Raw genomic sequence first — 15,462 nt, 5'->3', positions numbered from 1 at the left:
AATAATCAGAAAAATATATATAAAATGAAAAGATTTAGCGAAAAGTATATTGTTGCAAAAGAGTTAGAATGGGAAGTTCTTGGAGGAGGAGTTTCAAGAAAATTTTTAGGCTATGATAATCAAATTATGATGGTAAGCGTAAAATTTGATAAAGGAGCTTTGGGTGCTCCACATCAACATTTTCATACACAAGCTACCTATTGTGTTTCAGGTAAATTCGAATTTGAAATTGATGGTGTAAAGCAAATTGTAGAAGCTGGAGATGGTGTTTATATTGAGCCTAACTTATTACACAGTGCTATTTGTTTAGAAGAAGGACAGTTAATTGATACTTTTAGTCCTGTAAGAGAAGATTTTTTAACTGGTGATGGACCATCTTATTTTAGCGATAAAAGTTAAAAAAAGATTTTAATTCTTGTATTAATAAAATAATATATATATTTGGTAAACCAGTTTGGTAAACCAAATTGAATTAAACTTTAATTTGGTATCATAAATCTTTTTAAAATAAAAATTTTGAAAAACTAATTCAAATCAATTAATTATGAATTTAAAAATTAAGTCGATATTTTTTCTTTTACTCTTAAGTTGCTCTTTCTTGTATGCGCAAGAAGAAGTTACAGTAAAAGGAACTGTTACATCAGCAGATGATGGTGAACCTATTTTGGGAGCAAATATTGTTGTTTTAGGGACTAAAAAAGGAACAAGTACAGATTTTGATGGGAACTATAGCATCAAAGTAAAATCTGGTGAAATTATTCAAATCTCTTATTTAGGTTTTGTTACGAAAACGATTACGTATTCTACTCAAAAAATTATTGATGTGCAACTTTCAGAAGATTCTAATCAATTAGATGAAATTGTAATTGTTGGTTATGGAGATCAAAAGAAAAATACGGTAACAAGTGCATTAAGTCAAGTTTCTGGAGATGATTTACAAAAACAATCAGTTTCAAGAGTAGAAGATGCTTTGAGAGGTAGAGTTGCAGGATTAAGAATTCAAACAGTTGCTTCTGAAGCAGGTGGAGATCCAAAAATTACATTAAGAGGTCCAGGTTCTATAACTGGTTCCTCCTCTCCTTTAATTGTTGTAGATGGTGTTGTGTTAGGAAATGGTGCAGATATTTTAGGAACTATAGACAATAATAATATAGAAAATATAAGTGTTTTAAAAGATGCATCTTCTGTTGCAATTTATGGTTCACGTGGTGCAAATGGTGTAATACTAGTTACTCTTAAAGAAGGTGTTGTTGGGCAAACAACTTTTTCTTACAACACATTTACAGGTTATAAATATGCAGAGAATAATACAAATTTCAATACCTCTATAGCAGATGAAAGATCTAGATTAAATGGTTTACAAAGCACCATAGATGGTATATCTACAAACAGTATAAATTACGATAGAATTATTAATAGTTATAATTCAGCTTATGCAGAGTTAGAAGCTATGGATTTTATTGCTTCTTTAGGAGATGGTGAAAAAAACTGGCAAGATGAAATTTTTGAAGGTGGTTTTATACAGAGTCATTCTTTTGCAGTAAGAGGAGGTACAGAATTAACTAGTTATTCTGCTTCTATGGGTTATTTAGAAGATCAAGGTATTGCAGTTAAAGATAATTTTAACAAATACAATGCAAGATTAAAAATAGATAGCTGGACAAAAAATAAGAAAATTAAATACGGAGCAAATATTCGTTTAAATTATAATGATCAAGAAAGATTACCATCAAGATTTACAGATCCTATAAGACAATTAGGGCATATACCACTTCGCTTAAATGAAGCTCATTTAGATTATGTAACTCAATTTTCTACAGCTACAGGTGTTTCTACAGATGCAGGAAAATTATTTGAAAATTTAGGAGTTGGTAGCTATGGTTTTTCAAGAGCTTTCGATCATGTTTTTACACAAGATCCAGACAATCCAAGAGCAATTGCTAGAGATCCAATTACAGGTTTACCAATAGCAAGTCCACTTACATCTGGAGGATTAACTTTATCAACTACAAAAAACGTACATCCATTAGTACATTTTTTAGAGAGATCTAGCACAAAAAGGAAATTAGATTTAAATGCATCATCTTATATCGATTTTAAATTAGCAAAAGGACTAAATTTTAGACAAGCTATTTCTGGTGTTTTTAGACATAACAAAACAAACCAAGCAGATTTTGTATTGGGTCAAGAAAATAGAGATCAAGAATCTACAAGATTTGAAAGTAGAGATGAATTAAATCAATATGCATTTGAATCTACTCTTAAATATAAGAAAGAAATTAAAAAACATAATTTTAATACTATTCTAGGTTTTGAGTATACACAAAGAGATTTTTACACGCAAGAATCTGATGCTGTTGGTTTTTCAAATGATTTTAATAACAACATTGCAATTGCAGATGGAGGAACTACTTATACAGATAATGGAACAGATAAATTAGTTTCTTATTTTGGTAGAGTAGATTATAATTATGATGAAAAATATTTATTACAAATTTCTGCACGAGCAGATGGTAGTACAAGATTTGGTTCAAATAATAGATTTGGTTACTTTCCAGCAGCTTCAGCTGGTTGGGTTTTATCAAAAGAAAAGTTTTTAGAATCTAGCAATATAATAAGCTTTTTAAAATTAAGAGCAAGTTATGGTGTATCTGGTTCTAATGAAATTTCTAACGATGTTTTTCAATCTTTATATAGATTTGAAGAATCTTTTAACACAATTAGTTATAATGGAACAACAGGTGTTAAAGGAATTACACTCGCAAATCAAGCTTTAGGATGGGAAAAATTAATAGAATTTAACCCTGGTATCGATGTTACTTTTGGTAGAGGTGTTATAGATTTATCTATAGATTATTATAAAAGAACAAGTGAAGATTTATTACTTTTTGCACCAGTTTCTGCAACTTATGGAACAGATAATTGGTTACAAAATATTGGTGAAGTTGAAAACAGAGGTTTAGAAATTGAATTAAATTCAAGAATAATCTCTAAAGAAAACTTTAGATGGAGTGCTTCTGGACAATTCTCTTTAAATAGAAATGAAGTAAAAAGTTTAGGAAATAACGACCAAATTATTTCTAGAATTGAGCAAGACACAAGAGCTACAGAATTTATAGCAAGAGTTGGGCAACCAATTACCTCTTTTTATGGTTGGGTTTATGAAAAAGAAGTTCCTTTAGAGTGGGTTGATAATCCTTTTAACAGATTTAATAATGATTTTGCAGATGTATATGTAAAAGATTTAAATGGAGATGGTATTATAGATGATGAAGATAGAACAGAATTAGGAAGTCCATATCCAGATTTTGAATGGGGTTTTGCTTCTGACTTTACTTTTTATGACTTTGATATGTCTTTATTATTTCAAGGTTCTCATGGAGCAGAAGTAAGAGTTGCAGATTTAGATCAACTATATTATGCAAGTGAATCTGCTGTGAACGAAGTTGCTAATTTTCCAGACAGAGATTTAACTGTTCACAGAAGATTTACAGACGATCATATACAAGACGCTTCTTTTGTAGCATTAAGAAATGTAACTTTAGGATATACAATGCCAGAATCTATAACATCGAAACTTAATTGTACTAATTTGAGATTGTATTTAACTGGAGAAAATTTATTGTTTTTTACTGCAAAAGGATATGAAGGCTTTAATCCAGAAGCACAAGGTCAAACTTCAGATAACGCGAATACACCTTTAACATCTGGTTATCAAAGAGGAGATGGACCAATTGTTAAAACGATTTCAGCAGGTATTAACTTTCAATTTTAAAAAATTATGAAAAATATATATAAAAATATAATCGTTTGTTTTTCTTTCATAACACTATTTTCTAGTTGTGAAACAGAATTAGACCTTCAGAACCCAACTGCACTTTCTTTAGAAGAATTGTTGCAAACAGATGATGGTTTTATAACCTTATCTAATGGAGTCTTAGATGCTTATCAAAAAGTACCAGCAAATGAATTTTATCTAACAGAATTAAGATCAGATAATTCTAGAGCCAATTCAGAAAATGGAAACTTTCCATTAATTAGTTCTTATAATGTAGAGCCAAATAATGGAGATGTAGCTGCATATTACTCAAACAATATGCATACTATTAAACATGCAAATACTATTATAGACAATCGTTTTTTAGCACCAGAAAATCAACAATATACTGTTGGTGAAGCTTATTTTATGAGAGCATTATGTCATTTTAATTTGGTAAGAGCATATCAAAATATACCTTATATAGATAAAGTTTTAGATATTACAACAGAAGAGGCTTTACAGTATAAACAATTGCCTGAAGCAGATGTTTATGCAAAAATTATTGAAGACTTTAAAACATCAATTGCTTATTTAGATAATGCAGAGCAAAATAAATATCGTCCATCTAAAGGAGCCGCAATTTGTTTAGCAGCAAAAGCATATTTAAGTCAGCCATCACCAAATTATGGTGAAGCAGAACTTTTATTAGCCTCTGTTGTAGAAAATAACGGAGCTTATGGGTATGATTTAATTTATACTGAAAGAGCTGCTGCAACAGATTTTAACGGAAATGGAACCATTAGCGATAGCGAATACAATGCAACTTTAGCCATTGATTTTGGAAATGTTTTTGGAAACGAGTTTAATGGAGATTATGCTGAAGAGGAAATCGTGTTAGATGGTTCTTGGTCTAATACAGGAATAGAAAAAAATAAAGAAATCATATTTTCTATTGCTTATGATTTGGTAAATAGTGATAACTATGTAACTCCAGATAGTGGTTTAGGGGATCAGGTAGAAACTGATTCTGAGTCATTTAGTTTTGCAATGACGTTGCAAGGACCTTCAAATGGAGTTAATATCGCTACAAATGAGCTTTTAGAAGTAATGTCTCCAGAATTACAACCAGTAAGATTTAATGCTACTTTTATAGCACTTTCTTACAATCCATCTATTTTAACAAACGATACGTTTAATGCTAAATATCCTACAAATGGTGAAATTGGTGATAATGACTGGATAATTTTAAGATATGCAGATGTGCTATTATTATATTCAGAAGCAATTTTAGCAGGAGCACAATCTACCACAGATGCAAGAGCTATTGAAGCGTATAATAAAGTAAGAAGAAGAGCTGGCTTAGAAGAAAACTCTAGTTTTGTTTTAACTAAGCAAGAATTATTAGATGAAAGAAGAGCAGAATTCGTTTTTGAAAATCAACGTTTATTTGATTTAATAAGATTTGGAGAAGCAGATAATGTATTAAGACAATTCTCTATAGATAACAGTTTAAATTATACGAGCGAAAAGAAATACCTTCCTTTTCCTCAAAGAGAAATAGATAATTTACCTGGTTTTTACAATCAAAATAATGGATACTAAAATAATATAAAGATGAAAAAACATATAAAAAATTTAAAATATATTGTGTTAGTGATGTTAATTTCGCTAACCTCTTGTTTAGATGATTCTTTACCAAATATTGGTGATTTACCAGATTTTACAAATCCAACACCTTTTTACAATGTAGAAGATGTTTCAACTTCAGAGTTTGATTGTAATGATGTAGAAATCTCAGCAAATTATGATTTTAATTTTCAAGCAGGATCTAATTTAGCCGTAAATGGTACTCAATATCAATGGTCAGTTTCGCCTTCAGAAGGCGTAACTTTTATCAACAAAGATTTACCTATTCTAGAACAAGGAATTAGAGGAGAATTAGCAACAGTTGTAGCTTTAGAAGATGCAATCGCTAAATTAGAGTTTAAATTACCTTGTGAACCAAACCCTGCAAAAGTTGATGTTTTAGAGGCTCAAATAGCAGGTTTAAAAGTTGATTTACAAGCTGCCAACGACAATCTTTCAGAAACAACATTACAAAATGTTGCTAATTTAGAAGCGCAAATTGCTGCCTTACCAGCTGCAAGTTTACAAAACAGAGAATTAATATTTTCATTTCCAAAGCCAGATGTGTATACAGTAAGTTTAACAGTTACAGATGATTTAGGAAAATCAGAAACTACAGAAAAATTAATTACCGTAAATCAAGCAGTACCAACAATTCCAGTTCCAGAAATAGGAGAAGCAAGTTTTGAAGATGGAAGCTTATTTGATGGTTCAGGAGATGGAAGAGATTCTTGGAGATCTCCAAGTAGTTCTAGATGGGGTTCTGTTTTTCAAATAAATACAGATTCTAATGGAAGAGGAGAAGGAAATGACTTACCACATGGTGTGCAAGCAGCCAAATTTCCTGCAGATGGTACTAGAACTGGTTATCAAGAAATTGCATTAACTCCTGGAGCAACGTATGTACTAACATACTTTACAACTTTTGATGGTTTAAATACGTTTGGAGATTTAACAGTATCAATTGTAAGTACAAATGCAAATAGTCTTGACGAAGCAAGGTTAGCAGCAAATACTATAGCTTCTAGAACAGACAATAATGTAGGTAGAGTAGATAATGTTTTTAAAAAGCATGCACTTACTTTTGAAGCTGGTACAAATGAATCTGCAATTATTCTTATAACAAATACAGGCGTAGAAAGTAGAATTGATGCTTTCGAAATAATCGTTAAACAATAAAATAGAGTCTTAAATTTACTATTATGATTTATAAATTAATAAAAAAATTCTACAGAAGTCTTTTTGCATTGCTTGTCATTTTTATAAGTTTTGCATCTTGTTATGATTCTGGTTACGAAGAATTTGTGCCACCAACAGGAAACGTAAATAATATACAACCTACAACCCTTTTTACAGCAACTACAAATGCTGAAGATAATTTAGGAGTAATTTTTAGAAGTTATTCAACAGATGCAGCTTCTTATTTATGGGATTTTGGAGATGGAAACTCCTCTACAGAAGCAAACCCAGATTATGTATACAACACAGGTGGTTTATATCAAGTAAAATTAACAACAACAAGTGCAGAAGGTTTAGTTGGTAAAGATTCTACAAACGTAGCTCCTATATTTGTAGATTATAGTTTTACAACTGTAGATTCTCAAGTAACTTTTACAAATAATACAGAAGGTGCAGCTAGTTTAGTTTGGGATTTTGGAGATGGAGAATCAGTTAGTTGGGAGGCTGCAGATACTCAAACAGATTCAGATTTTAGTCCAATACATACCTATGCTACAGCAGATGTTTTTGATGTAACATTAACAGTAACTAACTTTTTAGGAAGAGAAATTACTTTAACAAAAAGAGTAGAAGGGTTAGTTTTAGCGGCAATTCCAGATTTTTCATTCTCTTCAAATGGATTAAGAGCAGAATTTACGGACGAATCACTTTTAGCAGAATCTTATAGTTGGGATTTTGGAGATGGAACAACATCAACAGAAAAAGACCCAGTACATATTTATGCTGCAACAGGAACGTATGATGTAACCTTAACAATTACAAACTCTGCAAATGTGGAGAGAACAATAACCAAAGCAGTGCCAATTGGTGGTGTAAAACCTACTTTTAAAGTAATTGTTTTAAATGGAACAGGAGATGAATTTCAAGGAAATACTGGAGACAATGCTGATGCTTGGGATATGACTCCAAATAGCACAGTAGAAGATGATGCTCAAGGTACAATCGATAGTCCTTTTAGAGAACTTTGGTATAATTCAGATTTAGATAGTTGGTTAGATACTAATTGTGGAGATAATAGTGAGCAACCTGGTTCTACAAGTGATGGTAATAAATTTGCAGGTTTAGGAGATAGAGGCTTAAAGCTTGATGAAGCTTGCAGAAGATTATACCAAGTTGTTACTGTAGAAGTAGGTGTAGAATATACTTTTACAATACAATCTCGCTCAGAATCAGCAGATACTCAAACAGAAGTATTTATTTTAAATAACGAAATTACTGGTGAAGATGCTATTAATACTGTAGCTGAAAGAGATGCTAACGCAGATGCTTATTATTTAATTGATAATGATTTTAACGATACTAAAGCATCAAGTTCAGACAATACTTTTACAACCACTACATTTTCATTTAAACCATCAACAACAAAAGTAGTTATATATATTAGATCAATAGCACCAAATCTTACTGCTCCAGATGTTATTGATGGAACTAGAGAGGTGTTTTATGATAATATTGATATTATAACACCAGGATTTTAAACTATAAATTTTAGGATTAAATTAGAATTATGCTACTTCCCTAACAAATAAATAGGAAGTAGCATAATTTAGATATTTTTGATATAATATTTTATAAATCACTAAAAACTAATTGTTAATTAAATTTTATCTTTGCAAATAATTTAACAAACTGAACTATGAAACTAGATGTGCTTGCAAAATCTGATAATTCGATTATTCAAAAAAATATAATCTCTAAAATTAGAGATTTAATAAATTTAAAGAATTTAGAGCCAGGAGACAAATTGCCTTCTGAAAGAATGTTGTCGGAAAAATTTGAAGTATCTAGAGGTAATGTAAGAGAAGCAATTCAAAAACTAGAGTTTTACGGTCTTTTAAAATCAATTCCACAAAGTGGCACATTTGTAGCAAATATTGGTGTGATTGCTATGAACGGAATGATTGATGACATTTTAAGATTAGAAGAGCCAGAATTTAAATCTTTAGTTGAAACAAGAATCTTATTAGAACTAAAAACGGTAAGATTAGCATCTACAAGAAGAACGGAAGCAGACCTAGAAATGTTAGAGCAAGCTTTGCATGCTTATAGAGATAAAGTTTTAAATGGAGAAGATGCTGTGCAAGAAGATTTATTATTTCATTTAGCTATTGCAAAAGCAAGTGGTAATAGCACTATGAATAATTTTATGTTAATAATTATACCAGAAATTATTACAAATTTTCAAAAGTATCATGTTTGTGATGCAGGATTATCTAAAAGAGGTATTACAGACCACCAAGCAATTTTCGACGCAATTAAAAGTCAAGATCCACAGTTAGCAAAACAAAAAATGAAAGATCATTTTAAAGAATTGTATGTGTACTGTTATAATTTGACATAGAATTCCTTAAAAATCTATTTTAATTACATCTTATTTTAACATTTATTAAAAATTATTTTTTTAATAGATGTTTTTTAATATAAAATCATTAGATTTGGTAAACCAAACTGGTGAACCAATTTTAGGTTAATTAAAATAATACATATGAAAGTAAAAGGTTTAAGATGGTGGATAATAGCTTTAATCTGTCTTGCAACAGTAATTAATTATATTGATAGAACCGCTTTTGGTGTTATGTGGCCAGAAATGGGGAAAGATCTTGGCATGGATGAGTCAGACTATGCTGTAATGCTAAATGTTTTTATGATTACTTATGCTTTAGGTAAATTTTTATCTGGTAAGTTGTATGATATTATAGGAACAAGAATGGGGTTTACAGTTTCTATTGTAGTTTGGTCTGTAGCTTCAATATTTCATGCATTCGCAAGAGGATTATTTTCCTTAACCTTATTTAGAGCACTATTAGGTTTGGGTGAAGCTGGAAATTGGCCAGGTGCTGTAAAAAGCAATGGAGAATGGTTTCCTGTAAAGCAAAGAGCTATTGCACAAGGAATTTTTAATGCAGGAGCTTCATTAGGTAGTGTTGTTGCACCAGTTTTAATTGCGTATTTATATGGTCATTTTGGTTGGAGAACAACCTTTATCATTATTGGAGCAGTTGGTTTGTTGTGGGTTATTCCATGGTTATTTATCAATAAAACTACACCAGAATCTCATCCTTGGATAACTGATGAGGAGAGAAACCTTATAATGAACAGTAGAATTGAAGCTATAAAGTCTACTGAAAATAAAAAAGAAAAAGGACTAAGTGTAGTTCAAATTTTAAAGCATAAAGAATCTTGGGGAGTTTTAGCATCTAGATTTTTTATTGAGCCAATTTGGTGGTTATTTGTAGGTTGGATGCCTTTATATTTAAATTCAGAATTTGGTTTTAGTATTGAAGAAATTGGAGCTACAATTTGGATATCTTATTTAGGAGGAATGGCTGGTAGTATAATTGGTGGTTGGTATAGTGGTAAATTGATGGAAACAAAAACTGTAGATGCAGCCCGAAAAATTACCATAACAATTGGTGGATCACTAATATTTTTAGGTTTATTAGGAATTATCTTCTTAGTAAACGAAAACAATCCAATGACATTTATTTACATTGTTGCAGTTGTACTTTTTGGTTTTCAGTTTGCAATTGGAAATATTCAAACAATTTCAAGTGATTTATTAAAAGGGCCATCTGTAGGAACTTTAGCAGGTTTAGCAGGAACAGTGGCAGCAGTTTCAGTAATTATAATGAATAGTTTAATTCCTAAAATAGCAGCTGTATCTTATACACCAGCTTTTATAGTAATTGCAGTCTTAGCACCAATGGCTGTTTTATCAATATTTTTCTTCATTAAAAATATTGGTCCAGTAGAGGAGTAAAATAAAAAAAAACAAATATTAAAGAATAAATTAAATAATATGAGTAATACAAATGGTAATGTAGCTGTAATAACAGGAGCTACTGGAGGAATTGGTTTTGAAGTAGCTAAAAGATTAGGTAAAGATGGCTACATAGTAATATTAAATGGTATTGATGATGCAGCTGGAGCTGATAGATTAAAAGAGCTTACTGAAAGTGGAATTACAGCAGAATATTTTGGTTTTGATGTTACAGATGAACATGCAGTTACATCTAACATCAATACAATTGGAGAAAAATACGGAAAAATTGATGTACTTGTAAACAATGCAGGTGGTTTAGGTGGTAGATCTCGTTTTGAAGAAATGACAACTGAATTCTATAGATTTGTAATGGCTTTAAATTTAGATTCAGCATTTTTTGCTTCAAGAGCAGCAATTCCTTTCTTGAAGAAAAGTGATTATGCATCAATTATAAATTATACTTCTAACGCAGGTTGGAATGCTGGTGGACCAGGTGCAGGTATTTATGGAACTTCAAAAGCTGGTGTGCATGCAATTACAAGAGCTCTAGCTAAAGATTTAGCAGAATATGGAATTAGAGTAAATGCAGTTTCTCCTGGAACTATAGATACTCCTTTTCATGCACAAATTAAAGCGACAAAACCAGAAGTTTTTGCTTCTTGGGCAAATAATATTATGTTAGGTAGATTAGGAAAACCAGAAGATGTTGCTGGAGTTGTTTCTTTTTTAGCTAGCAAAGATGCTGCTTTTATAACTGCAGAAACTATCCAAATTGGTGGTGGACAAGCTTTAGGAATTTAAAGTTTCCTATTAAAAACATATAATCTATAAAAGCCGTTTTGTAATATTTACAAAACGGCTTTTAATGTTTACATTTATCGGATTTTAAAATTGATAATCAATAATTATGAAAACGAATCAAGCAATTTTATATATGGTTTTTAGTGTAATTGCTTTTGCAATGATGAATGCTGTTGTAAAATATTTAACCTCTTTTAATGTATATCAAATTGTTTTTTTTAGGTCGATAGGAACTTTAGTGATTACAGTACCAATTGTTTTAAAACAAAAGATTTCTTTTTTTGGAAATGAAAAAAAAAAATGGCTGCTGATTAGGGGAATTGCAGGTGTAATTTCACTAACCTGCTTTTTTCAATCTTTAAACTATTTGGCTGTTGGTACAGCTGTTTCATTACGCTATACATCACCTATTTTTGCAGCTATTTTTGCCTTTCTTTTTTTAAAAGAAAAAATAAAACCTATTCAATGGTTATTATTTTTCATCGCCTTTATTGGGGTTTTAATTATAAAAGGTTTTGGTGCAAATATGGATTCTATAGGATTGATATTCGTAATGATTTCCGCAATTTTTCTTGGGATAATTTTTGTTGTAATTCGTAAAATCGGGGATAAAGAAAGCCCTTTGGTAATTATAAATTATTTTATGATCATGGCTTTTATTTTTGGAGGTATTCTATCAATAAATAATTGGAAACAGCCAACATCAACAGAATGGTTGTTATTATTAAGTTTAGGCTTTTTTGGTTATATAGGCCAGTTATATATGACTAAAGCATTTCAATCTGATGAAACTAGTATGGTTGCCCCATTAAAATATTTAGAAGTCGTTTTTATGATTATAATCGGTGCTTTTTGGTTTGATGAAATCTATAATCTTTGGACATTATTAGGAATTTTCTTAATTCTGTTAGGTTTAATCTATAACATCTATTTAAAAAAGCAAAAGAAATAAAGTTTTAGATAATTATAAAACAATGTAAGTTTAATTGATAAGTGCAAAAATAAATTTGAATCAGATCATTCAAAATAGATTAATTACTATGATTGAAAAACTAAATTAGAGGATTATTAAAGTGGATGGCTTTATAAACAAAGAAAGGTAAAGTTTCTTTAATGCTATTTTATTTAAAAATTTTAATGTTTGATAATAAAAAAGAATTTTTTTGATATCAGGAAATAGTAGAAGAATTTAACAAAAAAACATATTTTCCACACCTTATACATCTTAAGAAAAGAGAACTGTAGAGAATAGAATTATAAGATGATTTTTTTTCGAAGGAAAACTAGTTTAATAAATGTCTCAAAACAAATAATTAAAGAAATGGATTTATGAATCAATAATAGCGCTATTAAAAAATCCAGCTATATAAGGTCAATAAAAATAATAAATAATAATTTTGGTTGATTTAAGATTTGAAGACAGGTATAATTAATCGCGTAAAAAATAATTAATTTCATTAGGTTGATAAGAATTAATGGTTGTATCTTTGCAGTCCGAAATTTTCGGTAAAGAAGTTCAGTTGTTTTTAGGGTTTAAAAATATATTTTTTTTATTTGTCAGTTTAAAAATAAGTTTTATATTTGCACCCGCTAACAGAAATAGTAAAAAAAAGTTCAGGGAGATTTTGGAATGATGATAAGAAAAACTTAAGGTTTTTTTAAAATATCAGATAGTTCGATTCTATTGTTTCTACAGATTTAGGTTTTATAAAGATTGTTTAACGACAAGATTGCGAGGCTTAAGAAGTTCATTGAAAATATTGAAATTGACAGCGTAAATAAAGAGTAGAATAACCATGTTTAATTAATTAGACAAATTCTTTTGAAACTTATTCATTCATATTATTTAAAATATACAATGAAGAGTTTGATCCTGGCTCAGGATGAACGCTAGCGGCAGGCTTAACACATGCAAGTCGAGGGGTAACATTGTGCTTGCACAGATGACGACCGGCGCACGGGTGCGTAACGCGTATAGAATCTACCTTTTACAGGGGGATAGCCTTTAGAAATGAAGATTAATATCCCATAGTATTGAGACTTGGCATCAAGACTTAATTAAAGATTTATCGGTAAAAGATGACTATGCGTCCTATTAGCTAGATGGTAAGGTAATGGCTTACCATGGCTACGATAGGTAGGGGTCCTGAGAGGGAGATCCCCCACACTGGTACTGAGACACGGACCAGACTCCTACGGGAGGCAGCAGTGAGGAATATTGGGCAATGGAGGTAACTCTGACCCAGCCATGCCGCGTGCAGGAAGACTGCCCTATGGGTTGTAAACTGCTTTTATACAGGAAGAAACACTGGTATGTATACCAGCTTGACGGTACTGTAAGAATAAGGACCGGCTAACTCCGTGCCAGCAGCCGCGGTAATACGGAGGGTCCGAGCGTTATCCGGAATCATTGGGTTTAAAGGGTCCGCAGGCGGTCAATTAAGTCAGAGGTGAAATCCCATAGCTTAACTATGGAACTGCCTTTGATACTGGTTGACTTGAGTCATATGGAAGTAGATAGAATGTGTAGTGTAGCGGTGAAATGCATAGATATTACACAGAATACCGATTGCGAAGGCAGTCTACTACGTATGTACTGACGCTCATGGACGAAAGCGTGGGGAGCGAACAGGATTAGATACCCTGGTAGTCCACGCCGTAAACGATGGATACTAGTTGTTGGGCATAAGCTCAGTGACTAAGCGAAAGTGATAAGTATCCCACCTGGGGAGTACGGTCGCAAGACTGAAACTCAAAGGAATTGACGGGGGCCCGCACAAGCGGTGGAGCATGTGGTTTAATTCGATGATACGCGAGGAACCTTACCAGGGCTTAAATGTAGTATGACAGGTTTAGAGATAGACTTTTCTTCGGACATATTACAAGGTGCTGCATGGTTGTCGTCAGCTCGTGCCGTGAGGTGTCAGGTTAAGTCCTATAACGAGCGCAACCCTTGTCATTAGTTGCCAGCATGTAAAGATGGGGACTCTAATGAGACTGCCGGTGCAAACCGCGAGGAAGGTGGGGATGACGTCAAATCATCACGGCCCTTACGTCCTGGGCCACACACGTGCTACAATGGTATGGACAATGAGCAGCCATCTGGCAACAGAGAGCGAATCTATAAACCATATCACAGTTCGGATCGGAGTCTGCAACTCGACTCCGTGAAGCTGGAATCGCTAGTAATCGGATATCAGCCATGATCCGGTGAATACGTTCCCGGGCCTTGTACACACCGCCCGTCAAGCCATGGAAGCTGGGAGTGCCTGAAGTCGGTTACCGCAAGGAGCCGCCTAGGGTAAAACTGGTAACTAGGGCTAAGTCGTAACAAGGTAGCCGTACCGGAAGGTGCGGCTGGAACACCTCCTTTCTAGAGAAAGATGGTGAGTTACAAAAGGAAATTTTACTCTTTGCTGTTAATTTTAAAAAACAATATATTTAAGCTATTATAGTCTCGTAGCTCAGCTGGTTAGAGCGCTACACTGATAATGTAGAGGTCGGCAGTTCGAGTCTGCCCGGGACTACAATTATGCTAAATATATAAGGAAATTCTAGAAGTGGTTATTCACCCAATTAGTCGGCTAACGACTGCAGACTGAGAACTGTGGACTGCCAACTAGGAAAAAGGGGGATTAGCTCAGCTGGCTAGAGCGCTTGCCTTGCACGCAAGAGGTCATCGGTTCGACTCCGATATTCTCCACAACGGTCAATTTTAATTAAAAGACCACAAGTTCATTGACATATTGGTAAAATGATATCGTAAGAATCAAAAAGATAGAGAGTTTAAAATAGAGATATTTTAAACATATTTTATAAAAATATAAAAGAGCTCGTTGTAGTAGAAATACTATAGCAAAAAGTACAATAAGTTAAGTAAGGGCGTATGGCGGATGCCTAGGCTCTCAGAGGCGATGAAGGACGTGATAAGCTGCGAAAAGCTACGGGGAGGGGCACATACCTTATAATCCGTAGATATCCGAATGGGGCAACCCAGCATGTTGAAGACATGTTACCTAGCAATAGGGGTAAACCCGGTGAACTGAAACATCTAAGTAACCGGAGGAAGAGAAAACAATAGTGATTCCGTTAGTAGTGGCGAGCGAACGCGGATTAGCCCAAACCAATATTGTTACGGCAATATTGGGGTTGTAGGACCACAATATTTGATGCTACGTGAATTAGAACTGTTTGGAAAGACAGACCAAAGAGGGTGATAGTCCCGTAAAAGTAAGCAAAGTTATTGATAGTGGTATCCTGAGTAGTGCGGGAC

9 protein-coding genes, 2 tRNA genes and 2 rRNA genes (1 of these 13 only partly in view) are annotated in these 15,462 nt (G+C 32.5%); all 13 read left to right on the top strand.

All coding sequences use genetic code 11. From position 1 onward, the window contains the following. Positions 1-24 precede the first annotated feature (24 nt). The gene (locus LPB03_RS09605) at positions 25-399 is read left to right on the top strand and encodes a cupin domain-containing protein (RefSeq protein ID WP_065319409.1); all 375 of its coding nucleotides are present in this window, start codon (positions 25-27) and stop codon (positions 397-399) included. Positions 400-544: 145 nt separating this feature from the next. Next, complete coding sequence (locus LPB03_RS09600; protein ID WP_065319408.1) at positions 545-3,775, top strand: SusC/RagA family TonB-linked outer membrane protein; 3,231 nt, start codon at positions 545-547, stop codon at positions 3,773-3,775. A 6-nt stretch (positions 3,776-3,781) separates the two neighbouring features. Beyond that, positions 3,782-5,362, top strand: a complete 1,581-nt coding sequence (locus LPB03_RS09595) for a RagB/SusD family nutrient uptake outer membrane protein (RefSeq protein ID WP_065319407.1) — start codon at positions 3,782-3,784, stop codon at positions 5,360-5,362. Positions 5,363-5,374: 12 nt separating this feature from the next. Next, positions 5,375-6,565, top strand: a complete 1,191-nt coding sequence (locus LPB03_RS09590) for a PKD domain-containing protein (RefSeq protein ID WP_065319406.1) — start codon at positions 5,375-5,377, stop codon at positions 6,563-6,565. A 23-nt stretch (positions 6,566-6,588) separates the two neighbouring features. Continuing rightward, positions 6,589-8,103, top strand: coding sequence for a PKD domain-containing protein (locus LPB03_RS16890; protein ID WP_083187185.1), 1,515 nt, complete (start codon positions 6,589-6,591; stop codon positions 8,101-8,103). A 158-nt stretch (positions 8,104-8,261) separates the two neighbouring features. Then, positions 8,262-8,966 (top strand): FadR/GntR family transcriptional regulator, encoded by a 705-nt coding sequence (locus tag LPB03_RS09580; RefSeq protein WP_065319404.1) that lies wholly within the window; start codon positions 8,262-8,264, stop codon positions 8,964-8,966. Positions 8,967-9,110: 144 nt separating this feature from the next. Continuing rightward, positions 9,111-10,385, top strand: a complete 1,275-nt coding sequence (locus LPB03_RS09575; RefSeq protein WP_065319403.1) for an MFS transporter — start codon at positions 9,111-9,113, stop codon at positions 10,383-10,385. A gap of 39 nt (positions 10,386-10,424) precedes the next feature. Then, complete coding sequence (locus LPB03_RS09570; RefSeq protein ID WP_065319402.1) at positions 10,425-11,189, top strand: SDR family NAD(P)-dependent oxidoreductase; 765 nt, start codon at positions 10,425-10,427, stop codon at positions 11,187-11,189. Between the two features lie 106 nt (positions 11,190-11,295). After that, positions 11,296-12,141 (top strand): DMT family transporter, encoded by an 846-nt coding sequence (locus tag LPB03_RS09565; RefSeq protein WP_231953084.1) that lies wholly within the window; start codon positions 11,296-11,298, stop codon positions 12,139-12,141. A 903-nt stretch (positions 12,142-13,044) separates the two neighbouring features. Beyond that, positions 13,045-14,562 (top strand): 16S ribosomal RNA (locus LPB03_RS09560). Positions 14,563-14,642: 80 nt separating this feature from the next. Continuing rightward, positions 14,643-14,716: transfer RNA gene (locus LPB03_RS09555), tRNA-Ile, on the top strand. Positions 14,717-14,818: 102 nt separating this feature from the next. Then, a tRNA-Ala gene (locus LPB03_RS09550) sits at positions 14,819-14,892 on the top strand. Positions 14,893-15,054: 162 nt separating this feature from the next. Continuing rightward, positions 15,055-15,462, top strand: a 23S ribosomal RNA gene (locus tag LPB03_RS09545); it runs 2,472 nt beyond the window's last position. The 16S and 23S rRNA genes sit together here with 2 tRNA genes alongside, the layout of an rRNA operon.

The sequence above is a fragment of the Polaribacter vadi genome, from assembly GCF_001761365.1.
Classification (GTDB): Bacteria; Bacteroidota; Bacteroidia; order Flavobacteriales; family Flavobacteriaceae; genus Polaribacter; species Polaribacter vadi.
The sequence above is the reverse complement of the archived record's forward strand: the minus strand, read 5'-3'. Positions and strand labels throughout refer to the sequence as shown.

What these genes read in the sequence shown, in the direction of transcription:
- LPB03_RS09605 (WP_065319409.1), top strand. Translation starts at nt 25, where the DNA reads ATGAAAAGATTTAGCGAAAAGTATATTGTTGCAAAAGAGTTAGAATGG.
- LPB03_RS09600 (WP_065319408.1), top strand. Translation starts at nt 545, where the DNA reads ATGAATTTAAAAATTAAGTCGATATTTTTTCTTTTACTCTTAAGTTGC.
- LPB03_RS09595 (WP_065319407.1), top strand. Translation starts at nt 3,782, where the DNA reads ATGAAAAATATATATAAAAATATAATCGTTTGTTTTTCTTTCATAACA.
- LPB03_RS09590 (WP_065319406.1), top strand. Translation starts at nt 5,375, where the DNA reads ATGAAAAAACATATAAAAAATTTAAAATATATTGTGTTAGTGATGTTA.
- LPB03_RS16890 (WP_083187185.1), top strand. Translation starts at nt 6,589, where the DNA reads ATGATTTATAAATTAATAAAAAAATTCTACAGAAGTCTTTTTGCATTG.
- LPB03_RS09580 (WP_065319404.1), top strand. Translation starts at nt 8,262, where the DNA reads ATGAAACTAGATGTGCTTGCAAAATCTGATAATTCGATTATTCAAAAA.
- LPB03_RS09575 (WP_065319403.1), top strand. Translation starts at nt 9,111, where the DNA reads ATGAAAGTAAAAGGTTTAAGATGGTGGATAATAGCTTTAATCTGTCTT.
- LPB03_RS09570 (WP_065319402.1), top strand. Translation starts at nt 10,425, where the DNA reads ATGAGTAATACAAATGGTAATGTAGCTGTAATAACAGGAGCTACTGGA.
- LPB03_RS09565 (WP_231953084.1), top strand. Translation starts at nt 11,296, where the DNA reads ATGAAAACGAATCAAGCAATTTTATATATGGTTTTTAGTGTAATTGCT.